Origin of the sequence: Parabacteroides sp. ASF519, assembly GCF_000364265.2 — a bacterium.
GTDB classification, from domain to species: domain Bacteria; phylum Bacteroidota; class Bacteroidia; order Bacteroidales; family Tannerellaceae; genus Parabacteroides; species Parabacteroides goldsteinii.
Window position 1 is genome coordinate 4,325,038 of record NZ_AQFV02000006.1, and the last position, 24,215, is coordinate 4,349,252.

Annotated in this window: 15 protein-coding genes; 8 read left to right on the forward strand and 7 right to left on the reverse strand. The window is 44.5% G+C overall.

Features of this window, described 5'->3' with window-relative positions:
• Positions 1 to 15: 15 nt before the first annotated feature.
• Positions 16 to 3,444 carry a type IX secretion system sortase PorU gene (gene porU / locus C825_RS17135; protein ID WP_010803391.1) on the reverse strand — a complete coding sequence of 1,143 codons (3,429 nt, stop codon included), beginning with the start codon at positions 3,442 to 3,444 and terminating at the stop codon, positions 16 to 18.
• A gap of 124 nt (positions 3,445 to 3,568) precedes the next feature.
• Here porU and C825_RS17140 point away from each other — a divergent pair, with 124 nt between their 5' ends.
• A complete protein-coding gene (locus C825_RS17140) occupies positions 3,569 to 4,450 on the forward strand; it encodes an aldose 1-epimerase family protein (RefSeq protein ID WP_010803392.1) in 882 nt (293 codons plus the stop codon).
• Between the two features lie 86 nt (positions 4,451 to 4,536).
• Here the strand turns inward: C825_RS17140 and C825_RS17145 are convergent, their stop codons facing one another.
• Together C825_RS17145 and C825_RS17150 are read right to left on the reverse strand one after the other, a co-directional pair.
• Positions 4,537 to 6,654, reverse strand: a complete 2,118-nt coding sequence (locus C825_RS17145) for a M3 family metallopeptidase (protein WP_010803393.1) — start codon at positions 6,652 to 6,654, stop codon at positions 4,537 to 4,539.
• Between the two features lie 47 nt (positions 6,655 to 6,701).
• Positions 6,702 to 8,819 (reverse strand): M3 family metallopeptidase, encoded by a 2,118-nt coding sequence (locus tag C825_RS17150; RefSeq protein WP_044214484.1) that lies wholly within the window; start codon positions 8,817 to 8,819, stop codon positions 6,702 to 6,704.
• A 113-nt stretch (positions 8,820 to 8,932) separates the two neighbouring features.
• Here C825_RS17150 and C825_RS17155 point away from each other — a divergent pair, with 113 nt between their 5' ends.
• Complete coding sequence (locus C825_RS17155) at positions 8,933 to 9,883, forward strand: NAD(P)H-dependent flavin oxidoreductase (protein ID WP_010803394.1); 951 nt, start codon at positions 8,933 to 8,935, stop codon at positions 9,881 to 9,883.
• A gap of 208 nt (positions 9,884 to 10,091) precedes the next feature.
• On the opposite strand, the gene C825_RS27755 is transcribed toward C825_RS17155, so the two are convergent.
• The 3 genes from C825_RS27755 to C825_RS17165 form a co-directional block, all read right to left on the reverse strand.
• Positions 10,092 to 10,295 (reverse strand): helix-turn-helix domain-containing protein, encoded by a 204-nt coding sequence (locus C825_RS27755; RefSeq protein WP_081662987.1) that lies wholly within the window; start codon positions 10,293 to 10,295, stop codon positions 10,092 to 10,094.
• Between the two features lie 231 nt (positions 10,296 to 10,526).
• Complete coding sequence (gene dnaJ, locus C825_RS17160; protein ID WP_010803395.1) at positions 10,527 to 11,687, reverse strand: molecular chaperone DnaJ; 1,161 nt, start codon at positions 11,685 to 11,687, stop codon at positions 10,527 to 10,529.
• Positions 11,688 to 11,723: 36 nt separating this feature from the next.
• On the reverse strand, positions 11,724 to 12,308 hold the full coding sequence (locus C825_RS17165; RefSeq protein ID WP_010803396.1) for a nucleotide exchange factor GrpE: 585 nt from the start codon (positions 12,306 to 12,308) through the stop codon (positions 11,724 to 11,726).
• Between the two features lie 221 nt (positions 12,309 to 12,529).
• Between C825_RS17165 and C825_RS17170 the strand changes: the two genes are divergently transcribed.
• From C825_RS17170 to corA, 3 genes are read left to right on the forward strand one after another with little or no spacing between them, the layout of a single operon-like run.
• The gene (locus C825_RS17170; RefSeq protein ID WP_010803397.1) at positions 12,530 to 13,954 is read left to right on the forward strand and encodes a PDZ domain-containing protein; all 1,425 of its coding nucleotides are present in this window, start codon (positions 12,530 to 12,532) and stop codon (positions 13,952 to 13,954) included.
• Positions 13,955 to 13,969: 15 nt separating this feature from the next.
• Positions 13,970 to 16,441 (forward strand): endonuclease MutS2, encoded by a 2,472-nt coding sequence (locus tag C825_RS17175; RefSeq protein ID WP_010803398.1) that lies wholly within the window; start codon positions 13,970 to 13,972, stop codon positions 16,439 to 16,441.
• A gap of 12 nt (positions 16,442 to 16,453) precedes the next feature.
• The gene (gene corA, locus C825_RS17180) at positions 16,454 to 17,536 is read left to right on the forward strand and encodes a magnesium/cobalt transporter CorA (RefSeq protein WP_010803399.1); all 1,083 of its coding nucleotides are present in this window, start codon (positions 16,454 to 16,456) and stop codon (positions 17,534 to 17,536) included.
• Here corA and C825_RS17185 read toward each other — a convergent pair.
• A complete protein-coding gene (locus C825_RS17185; RefSeq protein ID WP_010803400.1) occupies positions 17,533 to 18,132 on the reverse strand; it encodes a recombinase family protein in 600 nt (199 codons plus the stop codon). The two genes, corA and C825_RS17185, sit on opposite strands and share 4 nt — an antisense overlap.
• 284 nt (positions 18,133 to 18,416) lie before the next feature.
• On the opposite strand from C825_RS17185, the gene C825_RS17190 reads away from it, so the two are divergent.
• The 3 genes from C825_RS17190 to C825_RS17200 all read left to right on the forward strand — a co-directional run bounded on the left by C825_RS17190 (position 18,417) and on the right by C825_RS17200 (position 24,212).
• Positions 18,417 to 18,806 carry an HYC_CC_PP family protein gene (locus tag C825_RS17190; RefSeq protein WP_044214486.1) on the forward strand — a complete coding sequence of 130 codons (390 nt, stop codon included), beginning with the start codon at positions 18,417 to 18,419 and terminating at the stop codon, positions 18,804 to 18,806.
• 191 nt (positions 18,807 to 18,997) lie between these two features.
• The gene (locus tag C825_RS17195) at positions 18,998 to 22,744 is read left to right on the forward strand and encodes an efflux RND transporter permease subunit (protein ID WP_010803402.1); all 3,747 of its coding nucleotides are present in this window, start codon (positions 18,998 to 19,000) and stop codon (positions 22,742 to 22,744) included.
• Positions 22,745 to 22,751: 7 nt separating this feature from the next.
• Positions 22,752 to 24,212 (forward strand): TolC family protein, encoded by a 1,461-nt coding sequence (locus C825_RS17200; protein WP_010803403.1) that lies wholly within the window; start codon positions 22,752 to 22,754, stop codon positions 24,210 to 24,212.
• Positions 24,213 to 24,215 lie beyond the last annotated feature (3 nt).

A 24,215-nucleotide genomic window follows, 5' to 3' on the forward strand; every position in this document is an offset into this window, starting at 1 on the left:
CAAATGTAAGTAAAATCACCATAAAATAATCATCTTCTTTGCTTCCGTTGCCTCCTTTGAATTATTAGTGCTTATCGCAGCCCTGTAAATATAAACTCCGGGACGGACATGGCTTCCCGAATTATTTCTCAAATCCCAATCTATCACATAATCTTTGAATAATTCGGACGAACCAGTCTCCTCATGTTTCCAATGCAGCCGGCCTGCAATGTCGTAGACCATGATACCGACTTTCATCTGGGATTCGGGGCGGTTGTGTGTAAGATGGAATTCAACATTACCTTTTGCCGGTGTCGGAGTTGCGACAATATTGGTGATGAAAGGTTTCAAGCTCTCATCTACTTCGAACCGGAACGTGTAAGTTGTTGGATTTCCCATGACATCCCAAACTTTAAAGACAGCCTCATGCATTCCCGCACTTAATTGCGGAATACCGAATCTCACTTCACCTTCTCCTTTCCGGCCAAATATATTGTCATAGTAAGAATTCAGATTATAGCTGGTAAAAGGTTTATTGTCTATCATAAGCATCACATCATGCCCGACACCGCCTTCTGTTATATCCACTCCCGTCTGATCCCACAACCGGGCATAGAAAAACGGAGTTGTATTTACTTTGTCACCACTCACAAATGTCGAATCGTTCAAATAAAGTTTTACTATTTCAGGACCTTCGTGATCGTCCAAAGGATCATCAGAAGTACCTTGTACCTTATAATTCGTAAAGTTACCTTTTGCTTCTATTTTCTGCTCGCTATCCGAAGCATACAGAATCATCTTTCCGGTCTTACCCGAATAAGAAATATTGCCCGGGACATAAAAAGAGAAACTGAATTTACCGTTCTGAACCTGAGTTGAGCCCTTATAAACAAGGTTTTTATAGTCTTCATATTTAAAAGCCGACTCATTCCTAAAGTTATTCCGTGTCGTTATTGAGATTTTACTATCCATCACTTTAACATCCAACTTTCCATTAAAATTGTCGACTGACAAATTATCCTGCGACAGGATTTCACCTTCAACAACCACTTCATCATAAGCTCTGAAATTAGGAGTATCCAATGCAACATCCTTACCATTAATCGTACTAATACGTATTTTATAAGTTGGCAAATTTAGTTTTATAGCCGGATCACCAATAAATGTAAAATTCAGATTTCTAGGACCTGTATGTTTTCTTTTGGTCTCTTTCACAACATCTCCCAATACAGGGTATTGTCCGTTAGCATCTTGTGTGAATAGTGATTCCAGAAAATGCCTGTTAATAATTTCATTTGTATCGGCATAAGCTACACGAACAGTTGTATATAAAGCAATTCCTCCGCTCTTCTCATTCAGAAAAATACTTTCACCGGCAGATGTCGCCAATGCATCAAAACGACAAAAATCACAAGTCGCAGTAATCCATAAAGGTAACTTTGAATAAGAAAACTTATCTATTATCTGCTGAGTAAGAACTTTCTCATCAGACCAAGATGTTGTATTTCCATGTCCTGTATAATTAATCAGAGACAAACCCTCTCTCAATTTTTTATTCATTTGAGAAGTGACCGCCTCATATGGATTCGAACTGGAAAAATCCTTAACGTAATTATCAAAGAATAATCTGCCGGCAAGAATATCCGAAGCCTGTCTCTCAACTGTTTTTGCAGCGGCATCGGCCTGTTCCATATGCATATTTTTATCTTTATCCGCATTACCTCCATCATCTGCCACAAAACAAGTTTCACTTTTCCAAATACCCAGTTCTTCATTATTCATATAACGAATAACCTTATTGACCATCTTCCGGGCATCCGAAACCGAACGGATAGGGAAACGCCCTATACCTATATCCACCGGACACGATTCTACACTTTTCTCATTAGAAGCATCATCCAGAAAACCAAAATAATCATCTGTCACATAAGATTTTTCATCCAATGAATTTTCTGACTGAAAGGTAAGCAGGAAATTCTCTCTCTCCTTATCACTCATCTTACTCCATGATTCCGTAACAAAACGGTTATCGTAAGCACCATCTCCGAAAAGCAACAAGTATTTCGGACGATCCTCTTTTGATGCCGCTTTATCATACAACATCTTCATAAACCTTCTATAGGCTGTTGCGTCGGGAGTTCCACTTGAAAATTCATTATATATTTCTTCCGGTGTTACCACTTCCACGCGTAAACCATCTTGTGTTTCATGTGCTTCTTTCAATCTCTCCGCTTCTTTTCGTAAAGTAGACGGAGAGATAATAATCATATCTTTATTCGACCAGCCATGAAGGTTCCTGCACTCAACCGCTCCTTTACTGACAGGGACAGGAAAATCCGTACGATCAGTCCTTATCAAAACAAATTCTCTTAATGAATTACTTTCCGGAATAGTAAAAGACATGGTAGAGCCAGTCAGTTCTGTTTCTATAATTTTACAGTTTGCAGGGTCTGTTATATCCATAACCATACAGGCTGAATTAGCGCCTTCTATTACAAACCGGGATATATGATTCCGGGATTTAAATGAACGGAAAAATGTATATGGTTCATTGTAAGTCTTCAATTGACGTTTGACATTCAAACGGATATAATCGACATAGCCATCGGTACTGGGTTGCTGTGATTTCTTATACTCCAGCTTAACACTTAAATGATCCCCTGCCTTATATTCATATTTTTGGGCTAATTCCATATCCTTGCCTTTTGTGTATGTTCCACTTTGAAGGGAAGTGTTTCCATTATACAGCTTATTTCCTGCAAAAGATAACGTAATTTCACCTTGTGCCTCTGATGTTGTAGTGAGTGGTACAAATTTGCAATCTACATAAATTTCACCTTCGACTATCCCCAATGTCTCCGGATTTCCAAAGTCATTGAAAGTCTGGGTAGACTGCGATAACTTCTCAAACAATCTCCTTCCCGATAAATTAATAGAAACCAACTCTTTTTCATGCAGCAAATAGTCATCAAAAGTCTCTATCCTCTCACTGGTAGTTTTATCATATTTAATCTGCTCCGGGACTTTAACCTCCGCCCCGTCTGTCAGAAAATAATATCCATACACAGAGTAAGGATTATTGGTATGCGTAAAATTTTCATTTCTTATCTGAGCTTCCCATTTCGTCGTTCCCCGCCCATAAAAAAGGATATAATCATCCTTTCTCAGCACCGGGACAGCAGGCAGATCATCCACATAAGGTTTTGTGAAATCTTCTTCCAAAGGCCAGCCACCATATCCATAGACAGAAACTTTCGAAGGATCGTCAAATCCCATCTTCTTCAATTCAGAATAAGTAAGTTTGTAGATTCCATCCTGCTCTATCTGTATTTTCACCCAGTTTCCTTTGCTCAATACAGAGTTGTCCGTATACCGTTCACCGGCCTTTACCGAGAGCGAAAAACAGAGGCAAAGCAAAACTGCGATACCACTTATCAGAAATGATCTTGTTTCGTGTAGTTCCATATTTTCAACTATTCAATGATCTTTTAACGCTTTCTGTTTTGTTTTATTATAAAAGAGCGGGAGAATCAAATAATAAGTTCATTAACTTTGCTGAAACGGAAAATAACATAAACAAATAAATCTGATGAAGAAAACAGTATCGAATAATTCGCTCACCATTCAGGTGTCGCCACATGGAGCCGAACTAAGCAGCATTGTTGCCAACGCAACCGGTAAAGAATATTTATGGCAGGCCGATCCTACCTTCTGGAAACGCCATTCGCCGGTACTTTTCCCTATCGTAGGTAGTTTATGGAACAACGAGTACCGCCATAACGGAAAGACTTACAAGTTATCACAACACGGTTTTGCACGGGATCAGGAATTTAAACTGATAAAAGAGACTGATACGGAATTGCGGTTTCAACTACAGGATAATGAGAATACATTACAATTATATCCTTTTCCCTTTTGTCTGGAGATAGGATACAAACTGGCCGGAAACCAGATAGAAGTCTTATGGACAGTGAAAAATACCGGAAACGAGGAACTGCATTTCCAGATTGGAGCGCATCCGGCTTTTTATTATCCTGATTATGATAAAGACAGCAGTTCAAGAGGCTTCTTTGCCTTCGACCGGCATGAGGGACTTTCCTACAAACTCATTCAGGAAAAAGGTTGTATCGGAGACAAGGAATATCCGCTTTCACTTGACAAAGAAGGATTATTACCATTGGATATACATACTTTCGATAAGGATGCATTAGTACTTGAAAACAGCCAGGTAAAGCGGGTGGATTTACTGAAACAGGATGGCGGCTCTTATCTGACGGTATATTTCACAGCGCCTGTTGCCGGCCTTTGGTCGCCTCCCTCAAAGGACGCACCCTTCGTATGTATCGAACCCTGGTATGGCCGTTGCGACCGTGTTAACTACACCGGGGAATATAAAGACAGAGACTGGATACAACATTTACAGCCGGGAGAGACGTTTGATACGTCCTATATTATAGAGATACATGGATAGAAAATATTGAACCGGCCTGTTTCATTATGATGGTGCCTGTGGGGGCGGTTCGCGAACCGCCCCTACCAACGACACTACATTTACCTTTATTTCAATCCCCTGTTCTTCAACAACGGTTCCGTGTTCGGTTCTTTACCACGGAAATTTTTATACATATCCATTGCGTCGTCGATGCCGCCAGGGGTAAGAACGTATTCACGGAATTTGGCAGCTACTTCCTGATTGAAGATATCTCCGGTTTCCTTATAAGCCTGGTAAGCATCGGCATCCAGGACTTCGGCCCAGATGTAACTATAATAACCGGCTGTATATCCGCCACCCATCGTGTGATTGAAATAAGTAGTGCGATAACGGGAAGGTATCTGTTTCAATAGTCCGCGTTCACCCAAAACAGTTTCTTCAAACTTCATGACGTCTGCACCTTCATGTACTTCCTTCAATACATGGAAATCCATATCGAGTAAAGAAGCGGCCAGATATTCAGTCGTAGCAAAACCCTGTCCGTACTTTCCGCTCTTATCCAACTTTTCAATCAGTTCGGCCGGAATCACTTCGTTTGTCTCATAATGTTTCGCATATTCTTTCAGTAACTCAGGTTCGAACACCCAATGCTCCATCACCTGTGAAGGCAGTTCGACGAAATCGCGGGGAACACCCGATACACCATAATAATGTACGTCCTTAAACAAGTTATGCAAACCGTGTCCGAACTCATGGAATAATGTTTCCGCTTCATCCGCACTCAACAAAGCTGGTTGCCCCGGAGCCGGCTGGGAGAAATTACATACAATCGTTACGACCGGTCCCTGACGTTTGCCGTCTTTATAAGTCTGCGAACGATAGGTTCCGCACCATGCACCGCCGCGTTTGCTGGCTCTCGGGAAGAAGTCCATATAAAGAACACCCAGATGCGTACCATCTTTATCCTTACATTCGAAAGCCTGTGCATCCGGATGAGGCAACGGTATTTCCTTGATGGGTGTAAAGGTAATACCATATAATTTATTGGCTAACAAGAAAGCACCGTCACGCACATTCTCCAGTTTCAGATACGGGCGAACCTGGTTTTCATCCAAATCGAACTTAGCCTTCTTCGCTTTCTCGAAACAATAACGCCAGTCCCAACCTTCCGCTTCGAAGTTGCCGCCTTCCTTTTTTATTTCGGCATTGATATCAGCCAGTTCTTCTTTCGCTTTCCCCAGGGCAGGTTTCCATATTTCGTCCAACAGAGCATATACTTTATCCGACGTTTTTGCCATACGGTCTTCCAGGACGAAAGAGGCATAATCGTCATATCCCATCAACTTCGCTTTTTCCAGGCGAAGCGTAACCAGTTTAAGCACGACATCTTTGTTATCGGCATCATTGCCATTATTTCCACGGTTGATATAACCTTTGAAAATCTTTTCACGCAACGCACGGTTATCGGCATATTGCAAGAAAGGCATCACGCTCGGATTATGCAAAGTGAAAAGCCATTTGCCTTCCAACCCTGCCGCACGGGCAGCAACCTCCGCGTTCAGTATCAGGCTTTCGGGCAGGCCGGCAAGGTCGTCTTTATTCTCAATAACCAATTGGAAAGCGTTTGTTTCCTTCAACATATTCTGTCCGAATGTCAACTGAAGCATGGATATCTCACTGTTCAGTTCACGTAAACGGGCTTGTTGCTCTGCATCCAGGTTCGCACCGCCGCGGACAAAACTCTTATAGGTTTCTTCCAGCAACTTCTTCTGTTCCTTATTCAGGTTCAGAGATTCCCGATTATCATACACGGTCTTTACACGGGCAAACAAATCTTTGTTCAAGCGGATATCATCACTGTTCTTTGATAATAACGGAGACAACTCACGGCTTAACGCCTGCATCTCATCATTTGTGTTGGCACTGTTCAGTCCGCTGAAAACGGCATTGACCTTACGCAGCAGGCTACCGCTCTGGTCAAGAGCAACAATCGTATTCTCAAAATCGGGAGCAGCCGTCTGACCGACAATATCATCTACTTCCTTTTGTTGTTGCGCAATCGCCTCCTTAAAAGCAGGCATATAATCCTCCAGTTCGATTTTATCGAAAGGAGGAACACCGAACGGAGTCGTGAACTCCGTTAGTAAAATATCTCCTGGAGCTAAGATTTCAGACTTTTTCTCCGACGAACTGCAAGCACTAAGTGCAACAGCTATGCCGGCTGTCATAATCATTTTCTTCATATTGTTCTGTTTAAGCATGTTACATGCGCAAAGATAATAAAAAAATCTTATTTTAACCCTCTGTTCTTTAGCAACGGTTCAATGCCTGGCTCCTTGCCACGGAAGTTTTTATACATATCCATTGCATCATCGATACCACCCGGGGTAAGGACATATTTACGGAATTTGGAAGCAACCTCGGGGTTGAAGATATCGCCGGTTTCTTTGTAAGCCTCGAAAGCATCGGCATCCAGCACTTCTGCCCAGATGTAGCTGTAATATCCGGCTGTATAACCACCTTCCATCGTATGGCCGAAATAAGTAGTACGGTAGCGCGGAGGTATCTGGCGGATTAATCCGCGTTTGTTCATCGCTTCAGCTTCAAAGGCTTCGATATCCATACCGGGCAGCTGTTCTTTCAAGGTATGATAATCCATATCCAACAAGGAAGCGGCCAAATATTCGACCGTAGCAAAGCCCTGTCCGTATTTGCTGCTTTTCACAATCTTGTCAACCAGCTCCTGCGGAATCACTTCTCCTGTCTGATAATGTTTGGCATATACTTTCAACACTTCCGGTTCGAACACCCAATGTTCCATTACCTGCGAAGGCAATTCCACAAAGTCGCGGGGAACACCGGCTACTCCGGTATAATGAACATCAGCAAACAACCCATGCAACGCATGGCCGAACTCATGGAAGACGGTTTCCGCCTCATCCGCACTCAGCAATGCAGGTTGCCCGGCAGCCGGTTTACTGAAATTAAATACGGTGGTAACGACCGGCAGCACTTTCTTTCCATCTTTATAACTCTGATCACGGTATCCGCCACACCAGGCACCGCCACCTTTACCCGGACGAGTATAGAAATCCATATAAAGGACACCCAGTGAAGAACCATCCTTATCCTTACATTCGAAAGCAAAAGCATCCGGGTCCGGCTTCGGTATGTCCTTGATTTCCGTAAAAGTTATTCCATACAACTTATTCGCTACATAAAAAGCACCTTCACGCACATGGTTCAGTTCCAGATAAGGGCGGACTTCGTTTTCATCCATATTGAATTTTGCCTGACGGGCTTTATCCGCATAATAACGCCAGTCCCAACCTTCGGCTTCGAAGTCGCCGCCTTCCTTCTTTATTTCGGCATTGATATCGGCCAGTTCTTCCTTCGCTTTTTTCAGCGCCGGAGTCCAAATCTGGTCAAGCAAGTTATACACATTCTTCTCGTTCTTTGCCATGTTCTCATCCAGCACAAAAGCGGCAAAGTCTTCATAACCCAGCAGTTTGGCCTTATCCAGGCGGGCAGCTACTAGTTCTTTGACAACGTTCTTATTGTCATTCCCGTTGCCATTGTTTCCACGGTTGATATACGCCTTGAATATCTTTTCCCGTAACGCACGGTTATCGGCATATTGCAGGAAAGGCATCACACTCGGATTGTGGAGTGTGAAAATCCATTTGCCTTCCATTGAGTCGGCAGCGGCAGTTTCGGCAGCAGCGGCAATCAACGATTCGGGAAGTCCGGCCAAATCCTCTTTGTTATCTACAACCAGTTTGAAGGCATTCGTTTCTTTCAGTACGTTCTGCCCAAAAGTCAGCTCCAGGACAGATATCTTTTCATTCAGTTCACGCAACCGGGCTTGCTTGTCAGCGTCGAGATTGGCTCCGCCACGTACGAAACCTTTGTAGGTTTCCTCCAGCAATTTCTTCTGTTCCTTATTCAGATTCATTGAAGCCTGCTTGTCATACACAACTTTTACACGGGTAAAGAGAGCCGGATTCAGGCTGATATCATCCGAATGGGCGGAAAGAACCGGATACAGTTCCTGCTCCAGAGCTTGTATTTCGTCGGTCGTATTCACACTCGACTGACCGCTGAAAGCATACATCACTTTCGTCAACAATTCACCTGAGCGATCTAAAGCGACAATCGTATTCTCGAACGTCGGTTCTTCCGGATTATTGACAATAGCATCGATTTCCTTTTTCTGTTCTTCCATCCCTTTCTCAAATGCCGGCTTGTAATGAGCCACTTCTATCTTGTCGAAAGGAGGAACACCGAACGGAGTCGTATATTCCGTAAAGAACGGATTGGGTGCGGCATCGGCCACATCGCTTTTCTTCGAGGAGTTGCAAGCTCCTAAAACTACTGCCAAACCGGCAGCCATAAGCGCTTTATTCATAACTGTTATATTGTAAGAATTAATTTATATCCACATTATTTATAGAATCAGACACGCAAAGATAGGTAAGTTTTATTTTACTTTGTTCCCCTAACATTATAAATAGATTAGCCATGAACAGAATATGTAAATTGTTTGGTATTAAATATCCTATTATACAAGGTGGAATGGTTTGGTGCAGCGGCTGGCGGCTGGCTTCGGCAGTGAGCAATGCCGGAGGACTCGGATTGTTGGGAGCCGGCTCCATGCACCCCGAAGTATTACGCGAACATATCCGGAAATGCCGGGCTGCCACCGACAAACCTTTCGGGGTTAATGTACCTTTGATGTATCCGGAAATCGAAAGTCTGATGAACCTGATGGTCGAAGAGGGAGTAAAAATCGTTTTCACCTCTGCGGGAAGTCCAAAAAAATGGACTCCGTTCCTGAAAGAACACGGCATAACGGTCGTCCATGTAGTGAGCAGTTCCCTGTTTGCCGTCAAATGTGAGGAAGCCGGTGTGGATGCGATTGTTGCCGAAGGTTTCGAAGCCGGAGGACATAACGGACGGGAAGAAACAACCACACTTTGCCTGATTCCCGCCGTACGCCGTGCCACTTCCCTCCCGCTCATGGCGGCCGGAGGAATAGGAACCGGTGATGCCATGCTGGCCACTTTTGCGCTTGGGGCCGAAGGTGTACAGATTGGAACACGTTTCGCATTGACTGCAGAAAGTTCCGCCCATGAAAACTTCAAGCAGCTCTGCCTCAGCCTCAACGAAGGCGACACGAAGCTGTTGCTGAAAAAGCTCGCTCCCACCCGCCTGGTGAAAGGCGGTTTCACAACTGCCGTAGAAGAAGCCGAAGCGCAGGGCGCATCGGTCGAAGAAATGCGTGCTTTATTAGGTAAAGGCAGAGCCAAGAAGGGTATGTTCGAAGGCAATCTGGAAGAAGGAGAACTGGAAATCGGACAAGTCGCCGCCCTGTTCAGAAAAGAAGAAACGGTTGCCGAAGTGATGGAAGAAATCATTACCGGTTACCGGCAGTCTCTCGGCCGGTTAAAGGACGAGTCCGGGACTTTCTGATTCCCGCCTATAGAGTCGTTCCTGTTTCCTTAGGAGGAAACACGCGTTTCCTGCCTGGGAAACTGTAGTTCCCTCCGCAGGAAATTGTAGTTTCCTAGGCAGGGAACTGGAGTTTCCTAAACACGGAACTACGAGGAAACTGTAATCAATTCACAATCAACCAATAGAGTTTTTTCTACGGGAAGCAGATTTTTATAGCGTTTTGCTTTTAGAATAAAATCTCTCCCCTCCTTTTCTTATAATCGCCGGGAATGATTCCGTAGTGCTTTTTGAATACCCGGCAAAAGTAGGCGTCGTCTGTAAATCCCAGCTCATAAACTATTTCCTTTATGGTATATTTATCATTGATTAATAGTTGTAGAGAGGCATTCATCTGTAATAAAGCGATATGATAGACAACACAAATCGGCAAGCATTTTAAGGTTCATCGACTCCGTAAAATGCTTATTGATAAACAAGCAAATCTTTTGGAATAAGAAACTAATAAATGAGGGCAGTAATATATTGCTTTATAAAAAAGAGGTATGTGAAAAGTCACCGCCCTGTCCTTCCGGGACAAGACCGATAATAAAAAAGAGTAAAGCCAACTTCCTGTTAGTCGACTTTACTCTTTTCTTATTTATCTGAGAATAGTTGAATACTTCTAATCAAACATATGTCTGAATTTGCTGAAGATCTTCTCTTTCATTGTACGATTCGGCTGGAAGTTCGGTGAATTATCCAAACCGGTCAGCGTTTCTTTTTCTGACGCTGATAATGTTTCAGGAATATATACGCTGACATTTACCAGCAAATCACCTGTTCCATAACTGTTCACGGAAGGAAGTCCCTTATTTCTCAGGCGAAGGACTTTACCCGGTTGCGTACCCGGCTCGATCTTCACCTTCGCTTTGCCGTCGATAGTCGGAACTTCTACGGTTCCTCCCAAAGCAGCCTGGGGAACACTCAACAACAAATTATACAGCAAGTCATTCTCGTCACGGATCAGTTCTGCATGCGGTTCTTCTTCAACCAAAATCAGCAGGTCACCGTTTATACCTCCGTGGCGGGCTGCATTTCCCTTTCCGCTCATGGATAACTGCATTCCTTCAGCTACGCCGGCAGGTATGTTGATCGTAATGATCTCTTCATCACGCATAACACCTTCACCGTCACATTGAGCACATTTTTTAGTGATGATCTTTCCTTCACCGCCACAAGTCGGACAGGTAGACTGTGTCTGCATCTGCCCCAGGATTGTATTGGCAATACGGGTAACGACACCACTGCCATGGCAAGTCTCACAAGTCTTGGAGCTGTGATCGTCTTCTGCTCCGCTACCGTGACATTTGCTACAAGGTACATATTTCTTAACTTTTATCTTCTTCTCTACTCCGTTAGCGATCTCTTTCAGATTCAGTTTTACCTTCACACGCAAATCTGATCCGCGATTCACACGACGGCCGCCACGTGAGCCTCCGCCAAAACCACCGAAACCGCCAAAGCCACCAAAGTGTCCTCCAAAGATGTCTCCGAACTGAGAGAAGATATCTTCCATTGACATTCCGGCTCCACCAAAGCCACCTCCCTGGGATGCACCTCCTACTCCAGCATGCCCGAACTGGTCATAGCGCTGGCGTTTCTGAGGATCACTCAATACGTCGTACGCTTCGGCAGCTTCCTTGAAGTTTTCTTCTGCCTGTTTGTCACCGGGGTTCTTGTCCGGGTGGAATTGGATTGCTTTCTTTCGATATGCTTTCTTAATTTCTTCTACTGTGGCGGTTTTTGACACCTCCAGCACTTCGTAATAATCTCTTTTAGCCATCTTTGTATTGTTGTTATTTGCCCTCTAGCATGTTGCTTATTCTCCTACTACTACTTTAGCGTGACGAAGCACTCTGTCATTTAAAGTATATCCGGTCTGTACACAATCCAGGATTTTACCCTTCATGCCAAGTTCCGGAGCAGGAATAGTAGCTACAGCTTCAAACATTTCGGTGTCGAAAGGTTGGCCTACCGCTTCAATAGCTTTCACTCCCTGCTGGGCCAGATAAGCCATAAATTTGGAATAGATAAGTTCTACCCCTTCTTTCACGGCTTCTACATCATCCGAGTTACGGATATTCTGTAATGCACGTTCGAAATCATCGACTACAGGAAGTAAGTTTTTCAGGGCTGCCTCACCGCCGTTCTTAATCAAGTCTGCTTTTTCACGCAGGGTACGTTTGCGGTAATTATCAAATTCTGCCATCAGGCGAAGATGAGAGTCGTTCAATTCGTTATACTTCTTTTTCAACTCATCCAACTCTTCGGTCACATTGTCAGTTTGCGCACATTCTTCTGCCGCATTTTCCTGTTCCTGCTGCAAATTTGTCGCTTCTTCGTTGTTCTGACATTCATTCTTTTCAGCCGTTTCCTTCTTTCCGTTAAAATTCATCTTGCTCATAACTATCTTAATATTTTTATTATTACCTAATTGTCAGCATAATACGACAACTTTCATCTACTAACACTTTGGATGCAGAAAAAGTTATCCTTACGATCATACACCAGAATAACATCAAATATGCTGCCAACTATTCATACTCAACAAAAATATCTTTACCTTTGCCTATAGATTTAGGTATAAACAGGTATTATTAATACTATAATAGAATTACTGGCATTATGAAAAGAGTTGTTTTATCCATATTATTGTTATTTGCATTCTTAACCGGTTATGCACAGAACCGTAGCGCGTCAATCTGTAGATTAGGATTCACATATGATATCAGCCAAAGTAACAACTGGGGAAAGTTCAAACCTGTCATTACAGGAGTTATCCCTTATTCTTCGGCAGAACTTGCAGGAATTAAGCAAGGTGATATTGTAGAAGCGATAGACGGGGTGCAGTCGGCAGAAGTTTCTCCTCAGGAGATAGCCCAGTTACTGAATCCTGCCGGTAAAAATGAAGTGATACTAACCATCTCCAATCTATCCATTCCTACCAAACAAGTAATGGTTAAGAAGGATTGCAAGAAGGTCAACTCAATCACTGAAGACCAGTTGGCTTCGGCTTTCTCCATGTACAGTCTGGAAACTACCAGCGAACGCACTTTTACCTGTCCGTTCAAGACTGTGGTGACACCCGATTCTATAAGCTTCGGCAAATTCAAGACATTTGCTTTCGCTGCGATAGATGAGAACAACCGTAAACTGGAAAGTGCCATTAACGATTGCATCGAGAAAGAAATGACAAAAAAAGGACTGGTGCTGGATATCGCACAACCGGATATTCTGATACAGACATTCTACTTCTTCGATAAGAATCCGAATTTCAAAGGAGCCAATAAGATACAGATAGAGAAAGAGCCGACTTTCCGTTATAATTTTACTCAGAGTAAGATGGATTCTTTCCCGTTCCTGGGTAATTCGGCGGCAGAGGCTGAAGCAGAATACCTGTTACAATTCGGTTTCCGAATGATCGACCAGGCATTTGTTCCGGGTCGCATCCTTTGGGAATGCGAGGCGAACGAATTGCTGGAAGACTCCTACAAGCTGGAAGAATATGCCCGTATCCATGTGCCGTTGATGCTGATGCAGTATCCGTATGTAAAATATGGTCGCAATGTACAATATAAGGTAAACCAGAAGACTTATAATTACACCGGGATCAGTTATGACATCGACCGCCTGGAACTCATCACGGATGTAGACCGCAATTCGCCGGCTTATGCATCAGGACTTCGTCCGCGTGATGTGATCGAAAAGATCAATGACAACAAAATGAATTATTCCGCCGAAGAATTTACAGCAGGCTATAAGAACTTCATTTCCAAAACGATGAAATTCCGCGATCCTAAAACACAATTCACGGACGCAAACGGCTTCAAACGCTGTATGTTCTGGGATACATTCCAATACCCTCAGGTTGCCGACGCTTTACAAAAGTCAGGCAATGTAGGAGGTTTCTCCTACCTATATTATTATGCTCCTTATGTCAATCCGACCGGCAACAATGCCTGTACGTTTGAAATTAAACGGGGCAAAAACAAAATGGAAATGATCGTCCGCCCGACTATCCGCAGAGAGATTACGGTGGAGATAAAATAAAGCATATAAATTAACGTGATATACCCACAAAACTTTGAACAGAAAACGGGGTTCGATAAAGTACGCCGTTTAATTTCCGATAAATGTTTAAGCCCGCTGGGACAAGAGCGGGTTGCAGAGATGGAATTCTCTGCCGACTATACAACCGTTATTGAACGTCTGGAACAGACAGATGAGTTTGTCCGTATCCTGCATGGAGAGGTAGAGTTTCCTGCCAGTTTCTTTTTCGATGTCCGTTATTCGTTGAAACGGATACGCCCGGAAGGAACCTGGCTGGACGAAAAGGAATTGTTCGACCTGAAACGTTCGCTACAGACAATCAACGATATTGTCCGTTTCTTCCGGACGGAAGAGGATGAAGAAATAGCTTATCCGGCTTTGACAGCGCTGGCTGGTGACATTCTTGTATTTCCCCAGTTGATCGGGAAAATCGATTCTATCCTCGACAAGTTCGGGAAAGTAAAGGACAATGCGTCTCCTACCCTGGCACAGATCAGGAAAGAAATTTCTTCCACGATGAGCGGTATTTCCCGCAGCCTGCAATCCATCCTGCGGAATGCACAGTCGGAAGGCGTAGTAGACAAAGATGTCACCCCGACCATGCGCGACGGTCGTCTGATGATTCCTGTCGCTCCGGCTTTCAAGAGAAAGATAAAAGGTATCGTACACGACGAATCGGCCAGTGGAAAGACAGTTTTCATTGAACCGGAAGTTGTTGTGGAAGCCAACAACCGCGTACGTGAACTGGAAGGTGACGAACGCCGCGAGATCATGAAGATCCTGACGGAGTTTACCAATATTGTACGTCCGATGGTGCCGGATATCCTGCAATCATATGAGTTTATGGCAGATATTGATTTTATCCGTGCCAAAGCGCTCTTTGCCGAACAGGTAAAAGGGATCAAGCCAGTTGTGGAGAATGTACAACAGGTGGATTGGGCGCGTGCCGTTCATCCGCTGCTTTACCTGTCGTTACAGAAACAAAACAAGCAAGTCATACCACTCGATATCACACTCGATGAAAAGAAGCGTATCCTGATTATTTCAGGACCGAACGCCGGAGGTAAATCAGTCTGTCTGAAAACGGTCGGACTGCTGCAATATATGATGCAATGCGGATTATTGATTCCATTGCACGAAAGTTCACGCACCGGTATATTCTCCAGTATTTTTATTGATATCGGTGACGAGCAAAGTATTGAGAACGACCTGAGTACTTATAGTTCCCATCTGACCAACATGAAGTATTTCGTCAGAAACTGTAATGAAAAGACAATCATACTGATCGATGAGTTCGGTAGCGGTACGGAACCCCAGATAGGTGGTGCTATTGCCGAGGCTTTGCTGGACCGTTTCAACCGGAACCGCAGTTTCGGTGTAATTACGACGCACTATCAGAACCTGAAGCATTTTGCCGAAGATACGGAAGGCATCGTAAACGGCGCCATGTTGTATGACCGCCATCTGATGCAGCCGTTATTCAAATTGTCTATCGGGAATCCGGGTAGTTCGTTTGCCGTCGAGATCGCAAGGAAGATCGGTTTGCCGGAAGATGTGATAGCAGACGCCTCTGCCAAAGTCGGCTCCGATTATATCGATATGGACAAATACCTGCAAGATATCGTCCGCGATAAACGTTACTGGGAAAGCAAACGGCAGAAGATCCGCCAGCAGGAAAAGAAACTGGAAGATATCACCTCCCGTTACGAAAAAGATCTGGAAGAGGTAAACAGGCAACGAAAGGAGATCATGCGCGAAGCGAAAGCCGAAGCGCAACGAATACTGGCCGAAGCTAATGCAAGAATCGAGAATACGGTTCGTGAAATCAAAGAAGCACAAGCAGAAAAGGAACAGACCAAACTTGCCCGCAAAGCATTGGAAGAGTTTAAGGCCTCTGTCGAATCGGCCGGAGAAGAAGATGACAAGATCGCCCGCAAGATGGCGAAGCTGCAGGAACGGAAAGAGCGTAAAAAACAAAAGCAGAATACACCTGCCGCCAAACAGACATTCAACCGCGATGTAATCGAAGTGGGCGACAATGTCCGCCTGAAGGGACAGGTTTCTGCCGGAACGGTTATGGAACTTCAGGGCAAACAGGCGGTCGTAGCATTCGGTATGATTAAAAGTACGCTTAAACTGGAACAATTGGAGAAAGTCAGCAAAGGACAGATCAAGAAGGAAATCCAGAAAAGTACATTTGTCAGCTCGGATACGACCGACCATATGCACGAAAAGAAATTGAACTTTAAGCAGGAAATAGATGTTAGAGGTATGAGGGGCGATGAAGCACTGCAAACTGTCACCTATTTCATTGACGATGCCATCCAGGTCGGAGCATCGAGGGTACGTATCCTGCATGGTACAGGTACAGGCATCCTGCGGCAACTGATACGCGACTATCTGCATTCAGTTCCCGGTGTCCGTCATTACCACGATGAGCATGTTCAACTGGGAGGTGCCGGCATCACTGTTGTGGAATTGGATTAAACAAAGGTATCTATGAGACGAAAAGAAGCTACACATGTACACAGAAGAAGACATATTTCTAACCGGCATCTGTCGGATAAGTATTATTATGCCGGTGAACATGAGACTGTAACCGACATTCGTCTCACCCAATACAATGCCGAAACACTCCACACGACCGAAATAAAAAAGAATACTTCTTCTTTCGGCAAGCTGGTCGATCCGAACAAAATAAACTGGTTTCAGGTGAGTGGGCTGACCGACTCCGATACCATTACGCGTATCGTAAAAGAGTTCGGCCTGCACAATCTGGATGCCAAGGATATACTGACACCTCAGCATGTCGTAAAGATCGAGGAATATGCGAACCATGTGCTCATCATCCTGAACTCCAGCTATTATGATGCCAATATGGAGATACATTCCGAGCATATCAGCCTGTTGGTCACCGGAAATGTAGTCATCACTTTCACAGAAAGCAATAATCCGGTATTCGCCAACACAATGAAAGCGCTGGAATCCGATATGCTGAACCTGCGAAAAAAAGGAAGCGGACTGCTGCTTGCTTTCCTGCTGAATACGATCATTGCCAATCTGGTGGAAACAGCCTCCAAAGTAGAAGAAATGCTGGAAGATATCGAAGAGACACTGCTCGACATCAAAAGCGACCAGGGAAACATGGGTTCGATGATCCAGCAACGCCGGCATGAATATATGCTTATCCGCAAAAACAGCCAGCCATTGAAGGAACAGTTCCCCAAACTGCTGCGTACGGAGAACGGAATAATCAGTCCCGATATGCTCCCAATCTACAACGACCTTGCCGACCAGTTACAATTCGTTATCCAGACAACAGAAAGTTGCCGGGAAATCATTTCTTCATTGGTGGACCTTTATATTTCCAACAATGACCTGCGAATGAATGCGATCATGAAACGGCTGACGGTCGTATCGACCCTGTTCATCCCGCTGACATTCCTGGTCGGCGTATGGGGTATGAACTTCAAGCTGATGCCCGAACTGGACTGGAGATATGGCTATGGTATTGCCTGGGGAATCATGTTCCTCACAGGCATACTAACCTGGATTTATATGCGGAAAAAAGACTGGTTCTAAATCCCGTAATTCCTTTTGAACTGGTAATAAGTATTTCTGGACACGTTGAAATGCTTGCAGATCATGACAACAGTGTCCCCTCTTTCAAGCATGTTCATCACTTCATCTTTGTTGGCATCCAGCAAAGATTGTTTGGCATCCGTTCCTTTCGGACGTCCCAACTGCAAGCCCTCCTTCTCTTTCTTATGGTTCAACGCCTCTTTCGTACGGACAGACATCAGGTGGTGTTCTATCTCCGAAACCAGATTACAGGTGGTCGATACTACCTCCGTATTCAGGCTGTCATCCAGAAGATAACGGTCATTTATACTATATACATGAACCCCCAGGGTCATACATTTACTCAAAAGGGTCATTACTTCGGACAAGGTACGACCAAACCGGGCAATATCTGTTATAATAACTTTATCACCTTTTTTCATTCTGTCCAACACACGGAACAGAGTCGGCTCACTCTCCTTTCTTTTTCCGTCTACTATATCAGTGATCCATTTACTGATTTCCAAACCATTTGCTGACGCATAACGAGTAATTTCATCTTTCTGTCTTTCAAGATGTTGCTTGTCAATAGTTACTCTCAAATAAGCTATTACCATAAAACTTCTGCTACTTACTATTTTGAATGTGCAAAATATATTTTCGTTTACGCGGTGAAGATACAATAAAGTAATGACAGGTCATACATTATTTCCCGTTTCCTCGCATAAAAAAACGCTAAAAAGAGAAGTATAGCAATTTAAAAAACAAGGCGTTACACATAATGCTAAACTTTCCCTTTTATTTAAAGAAAATGTTATCGGAAACAAGATGAAACATTCTTTAATAAGCGCTGCATACATTTTATGTTTATGTCCGGTAAAACAATCGTATCTTTGCGCCCATGAAGAAATATCTTTTAGTCATACTAACGTTCCTGTATCTCGGGGTTTCCAGCGGAATAATCCTAAATATCCATCATTGCATGGGTAAGATAGTGGAAGTCGACGTGTGGCAAAATGAGATGTGCCCTTCATGCAAGGAGAAGAAACAAACACATCATTGCTGTTCTACAGATACGCAGTTGGTGAAGATGACAGTCGACCAGAATATCGACCAGATACCGGTGATAGATTATACTCCGGTTGCTTTGTCCTTGCTGTTCGATATAAATGACCTGTTGGTCCTCTCCGAAACGGACGGCTCAACTCTATTCAATCCTTTTTATAATACCCCACCCGATGAATGTAGTGGTGCAGAACTATGCATTCGAAACTGTTCTTTTCTGATTTAGTGAATACCGGCTACCTGGCGGTAGTCTCTTTTGTTCACATTCCATAAACAATAAAAGATTATAATCTGTTCCTTTTGTGTAACACGAGAGGAAACTTCATATGCATAGGCATTCTTTGGAAAACAAAGTTTACCTGTTGTAAGAAGTTGTATACAGCAAATAAATCCATCAGAATAAAAAAACAGTACTCTATGCTAAATAAAATAATCCGTTATTTCCTTGAGAACAGGGTGATAACCATGCTATTATTACTATTGGTCGTTGTCTGGGGAATATCCACCTCTCCTTTCAACTGGCACGGTGGTATCATACCCCGTAATCCAATCCCGGTGGATGCCATTCCCGATATAGGCGACAACCAACAGATTGTCGCTACCGAATGGATGGGACGGTCTCCCAAAGACATACAAGACCAAATCACTTATCCACTGACAACTTCCCTACTGGGAATACCTGGGGTTAAAAGTATCCGGAGCAGTTCCATGTTCGGAATGTCTTTCATTTATATCATTTTTGATGACAATATAGAATTTTACTGGAGCCGTTCACGTATCCTGGAAAAGTTGAATTCGCTGCCTCCCGGCACATTGCCGGAAGGTGTACAGCCAGCCCTCGGGCCTGATGCAACGGCTTTAGGGCAGATATACTGGTATACGCTGGAAGGTAGAAATCCGGAAACGGGTAAACCCACCGGAGGCTGGAATGCCGAAGAGTTACGCACGATACAGGACTTCTATGTTAAATATAGCCTCTCGGCAGCCGAAGGAGTCTCGGAAGTGGCTTCTGCCGGAGGTTTTGTAAAGGAATATCAAATCGAATTGAATCCGGATGCCATGCGGGCTTTCAATATATCGGTTATGGATATTATGAACGCCGTCAAGAAAAGTAATCTCGATATCGGTGCGGAAACGATGGAGATAAACAAAGTAGAATATCTGATCCGGGGGTTGGGATATATTAAAGATGTATCCGACCTGGAAAAGGCTGTCGTCACTGTGCGCGACGGTGTTCCGGTCCGTATTTCAGATGTCGCTTTCGTTAATATAGGTCCGGGAACACGTCGGGGCGGACTGGATAAGGAAGGTATCGAAGCTGTCGGCGGGGTGGTTGTCGCCCGCTACGGAGCGAATCCGCTGGAGGTGATTGATAATGTTAAGACGAAGATAAAAGAAATTGAAGCCGGACTTCCCCAAAAGACATTAGAGGACGGGACAGTTTCGAAAGTAACCGTTGTTCCGTTTTACGACCGTACCAACCTGATAAAAGAGACAATCGGGACACTGGAGACTTCACTTTCGCATGAAATATTGATTTGTATCATTGTGATTATCGTACTGGTACTGAACCTGCGTGCCTCGGTCATCATTGCCAGCATGTTGCCGATAGCCGTACTGGCGACTTTCATCCTCATGAAATATACCGGGATAGAGGCAAATATTGTCGCATTATCGGGTATTGCGATAGCAATCGGAGTCATGGTCGATGTGGGGGTTGTTTTTGTGGAAAGTATTATCCGGTATATGGAGATGCCGGAGAACAAAGACATTAAAAGAGGTAAAGCCTTCGTAAGCCTTATTTACAAAGCAGTAAGCGAAGTGTCCGGTGCCATCGCGACGGCGATGATAACAACCATTGTCAGTTTCCTGCCGGTCTTTGCGATGGAGGCACAGGAAGGGAAGATGTTTTCTCCCCTCGCCTATACAAAAACTTATGCGCTGGCTTCCGCTTTTATCCTGGGGTTAATAATATTGCCTACGCTCTCTTATCTGCTGTTCTCCGTCAGGATAAATTCAAAAATGATACGGAAGGTGGCTAATTATTTGTTAGTTGTAGCAGGTATCGTATTACTGGTTATCTATGGAAGCATACCGGCACTGGGACTTACGGCTGTCGGTGTGAATAACCTGTTCGCTTCTTATTGGAAGAATCCCAAAATGAGTACCTATATCAATATAGGCATTACGCTGCTGGTTGCTATTTATTACCTGTCGGAAGAGTGGTTGCCGATGGGACCGCAAGCCGGATTATCGGCCAATATATTATTTGTTGCTGCCTGTATCCTTATTATCTTATCTCTTCTGTGGATATTGGTTATTTACTATGAAAAGATACTGAGATGGTGCCTCAGCCACCGCTGGCTATTTATGATTATTCCGGCAGCCACCATCGTATTCGGTTTCATGATCTGGAGAAAAATCGGCGAAGAGTTTATGCCCAGCCTGAACGAAGGCTCCTTCCTGCTGATGCCGACCAGTATGCCCCATACCGGGATTGCACAGAACTTGGATTATATCGAAGCACTGGATAAACGCTTGGCGGCTATTCCCGAAGTAGAGACAGCCATCGGGAAATGGGGACGTGTCAACTCGGCTCTCGACCCGGCTCCGGCACAGATGTTTGAAAACACCATCAATTATCGTCCGGAATATATATTAAATGAAGACGGACAGCGTGAACGGTTCAAGGTAAACGGGAAAGGAGAATATTTTTTAAAAGACGGCGGTACTTATAATCCAGCCGACGGTTTCCGGCTTATCCCCCGCGATAGCCTGATACCTGACCGGAAAGGAGATTATTTCCGTCAATGGCGTCCGGAAATTAAAAACACAAACGATATATGGCAGCAGATTGTGAATGTCACTCATTTGCCGGGTTTGACTTCCGCTCCTAAATTACAGCCGATAGAGGCACGCCTGGTCATGCTTTCCACCGGGATGCGTGCCCCGATGGGACTAAAGATATATGGTCCGGACCTGGAGACAATCGAGCAAAGCGGAAAAGCGATAGAACAGGCATTGAAAGAAGTTCCTTCGGTTATCCCCTCTTCCGTCTTCTACGACAGGGCAGTCGGTGCCCCTTATCTGGAAATAAAGTTGAACAGGGATAATATGGCCCGCTACGGAGTAAATGTAGAAGACTTACAGGAGATATTGAGTGCTGCTGTCGGTGGAATGGTATTGACCACTACGGTCGAAGGTAGGGAACGTTTCCCGGTCCGTCTCCGTTATGCACGCGAACTGCGGGATAATCCGGAGGCTTTATCCATGTTACTGGTTCCTACCGCTACCGGCGCACAGATTCCATTGAAAGAACTGGCGGATATCGACTATACCCGGGGAGCACAGATGATTCAAAGTGAGAATACGTTTCTGGTCGGTTATGTCATATTCGACAAAACATCCGGCAAAGCCGAAGTAGATGTAGTAAAAGAAGCGACACGCGTACTGGACCAAAAGATAAAAGACGGGGAGTTGAGGTTGGCAAAAGGTGTCTCCTATAAATTCGCCGGCAATTACGAACAACAGGAACGAGCCACCCAGCGGTTGGCGATTGTTGTGCCGTTGGCATTGCTAATCGTTTTACTGGTACTCTATTTCCAGTTTAAAACGGTGACCGCTTCCCTCATCCACTTCTCCGGCGTATTTGTCGCTTTTGCAGGAGGTTTTATCCTGCTTTGGTTGTACGGGCAGGATTGGTTCATGAACTTTTCCGTAGGGGGAGAAAACATGAGGGACCTTTTCCAGATGCACACAATCAACCTGAGCGTCGCTGTCTGGGTCGGCTTTATCGCCCTGTTCGGAGTCGCAACCGATGATGGCGTGCTGATGGGGACATACATCCACCAGACTTTCCTGCAACAGAATCCGACTACTAAAGAAGCGATACGGGAAGCAGTCGTTACAGCCGGACTCAAACGTGTACGTCCTGCCGCCATGACGACAGCAACGACATTAATTGCCTTACTGCCGGTACTGACTTCTACCGGAAAGGGAGCCGATATCATGGTACCGATGGCAATACCCACTTTCGGAGGTATGCTGATACAATCCATGACTATGTTCGTAGTCCCCGTATTGCAATGCTGGTGGCGCGAAAGTGTGATCAAAAAAGAGCAAAAGAAACAGAACATTCAAATGAATACAAGCGATGAGAAATAAGATAAAAATGCAAGCATATATAACAGGAATAGCCCTGCTGCTCGGTTTCCTTCCGGCATTTTCACAACAGGCGGACAGCCTGGCGTGGTATCTGGAGATAGCCGCACGCAACAACCCGTTGGTAAACTCCAACTTTGCCCTCTATAAGGCTTCACTGGAAAAGATTCCACAGGCAGGAGCTTACGAAGACCCGGAACTGGATATCGGTGTTTTTGTCAAACCGATGGAGACACTGAGCGGTAAACAGATTGCCGACTTTACCCTGATGCAGATGTTCCCCTGGTTCGGAACGCGTAAAGCGGCCCGTAATGAGGCGACCGAAATGTCACGCATGGCCTACGAGCAATTCCGTGAAGCCAGGAACAATCTGTTTTATGAAGTAAAGAGCCAGTGGTACCAGTTATGTAACCTCAACGAACAATATAAAAACACGCAAGCTAATCTTGCTTTATTGGAACAATTGGAAAAATTGGCACTCAACCGTTATTCCGCACCGTCAGCCAATGCACCCGCCTCCACAGTTACCCCCATTACAGGCAATGCAGTTACTCCCCCCGCTTCCAATGGAAGCAGTATGGATAACATGGGAGGAATGGGAAGCGGCTCCCAGGCAGCTCCACAAGAAAATCCGGCCGGCAATGCCTCTGTGCAGGGAATGGCTTCCGGTCCTATGGGTAGTTCCATGGGTACCGGCAGTTCTTCAGGCACCATGTCGGACGTACTGCGCATACAGATAGAAAAAGCGGAACTTCAGAACAATCTGGAACTCATTGTCTCCAACAGAACGGCAGCCGAAGCACGTTTCAATGCCCTGTTAAACCGCAGGCAGGATATGAGGGTTGCTGTTCCCGATTCTTTGCAACAACTGCATTTCCTGATTGACGACCAGGCTATGACCGACAGTATCATGATAGCCAACCCAATGTTATCGATGCTCGAAGCCGAAGCGAATGCCTACCGGGCAAAAGCAGAGATGGATAAAAAGATGAGTTATCCGATGTTTGGAATCGGCCTGCAATATTCACTGGTCAGGAAATCGAATAACAATATGGTTATGGATAACATGAACGGTATGGATATGGTCATGCCTATGTTTAAAATCAGTATTCCTATCTTCCGTAAAAAGTATCAGGCACAACAAAAGGAAAGCCGGCACTACCGCCAGGCAAGCGAACTGAAATACGAAAATACGCTGAATCAGCTGCAATCCGAATACCAAACGGTTAAACAACAGTTGGCGGATGCATCCCGGAAAATAGCTCTTTATCAAAAGCAGCAGGAACTGTCATTATCCACCTGGCAATTGATTGTCCGGGAATTTTCCGCCGGAACAACCAGTCTGACAGATGTCATACAGGTAGAACGCCAGCTTTTGGATTACCGCCTCAAGAAAAGCGAAGCCATTGCTGAATACAATACAAGGATAGCCGGCATAGAAAAATTAGTAGCAACCTCGATAAACGAATAAAGA

What these genes read in the sequence shown, in the direction of transcription:
- porU (WP_010803391.1), bottom strand. Translation starts at nt 3,444, where the DNA reads ATGGAACTACACGAAACAAGATCATTTCTGATAAGTGGTATCGCAGTT.
- C825_RS17140 (WP_010803392.1), top strand. Translation starts at nt 3,569, where the DNA reads ATGAAGAAAACAGTATCGAATAATTCGCTCACCATTCAGGTGTCGCCA.
- C825_RS17145 (WP_010803393.1), bottom strand. Translation starts at nt 6,654, where the DNA reads ATGAAGAAAATGATTATGACAGCCGGCATAGCTGTTGCACTTAGTGCT.
- C825_RS17150 (WP_044214484.1), bottom strand. Translation starts at nt 8,819, where the DNA reads ATGAATAAAGCGCTTATGGCTGCCGGTTTGGCAGTAGTTTTAGGAGCT.
- C825_RS17155 (WP_010803394.1), top strand. Translation starts at nt 8,933, where the DNA reads ATGAACAGAATATGTAAATTGTTTGGTATTAAATATCCTATTATACAA.
- dnaJ (WP_010803395.1), bottom strand. Translation starts at nt 11,687, where the DNA reads ATGGCTAAAAGAGATTATTACGAAGTGCTGGAGGTGTCAAAAACCGCC.
- C825_RS17165 (WP_010803396.1), bottom strand. Translation starts at nt 12,308, where the DNA reads ATGAGCAAGATGAATTTTAACGGAAAGAAGGAAACGGCTGAAAAGAAT.
- C825_RS17170 (WP_010803397.1), top strand. Translation starts at nt 12,530, where the DNA reads ATGAAAAGAGTTGTTTTATCCATATTATTGTTATTTGCATTCTTAACC.
- corA (WP_010803399.1), top strand. Translation starts at nt 16,454, where the DNA reads ATGAGACGAAAAGAAGCTACACATGTACACAGAAGAAGACATATTTCT.
- C825_RS17185 (WP_010803400.1), bottom strand. Translation starts at nt 18,132, where the DNA reads ATGGTAATAGCTTATTTGAGAGTAACTATTGACAAGCAACATCTTGAA.
- C825_RS17190 (WP_044214486.1), top strand. Translation starts at nt 18,417, where the DNA reads ATGAAGAAATATCTTTTAGTCATACTAACGTTCCTGTATCTCGGGGTT.
- C825_RS17195 (WP_010803402.1), top strand. Translation starts at nt 18,998, where the DNA reads ATGCTAAATAAAATAATCCGTTATTTCCTTGAGAACAGGGTGATAACC.
- C825_RS17200 (WP_010803403.1), top strand. Translation starts at nt 22,752, where the DNA reads ATGCAAGCATATATAACAGGAATAGCCCTGCTGCTCGGTTTCCTTCCG.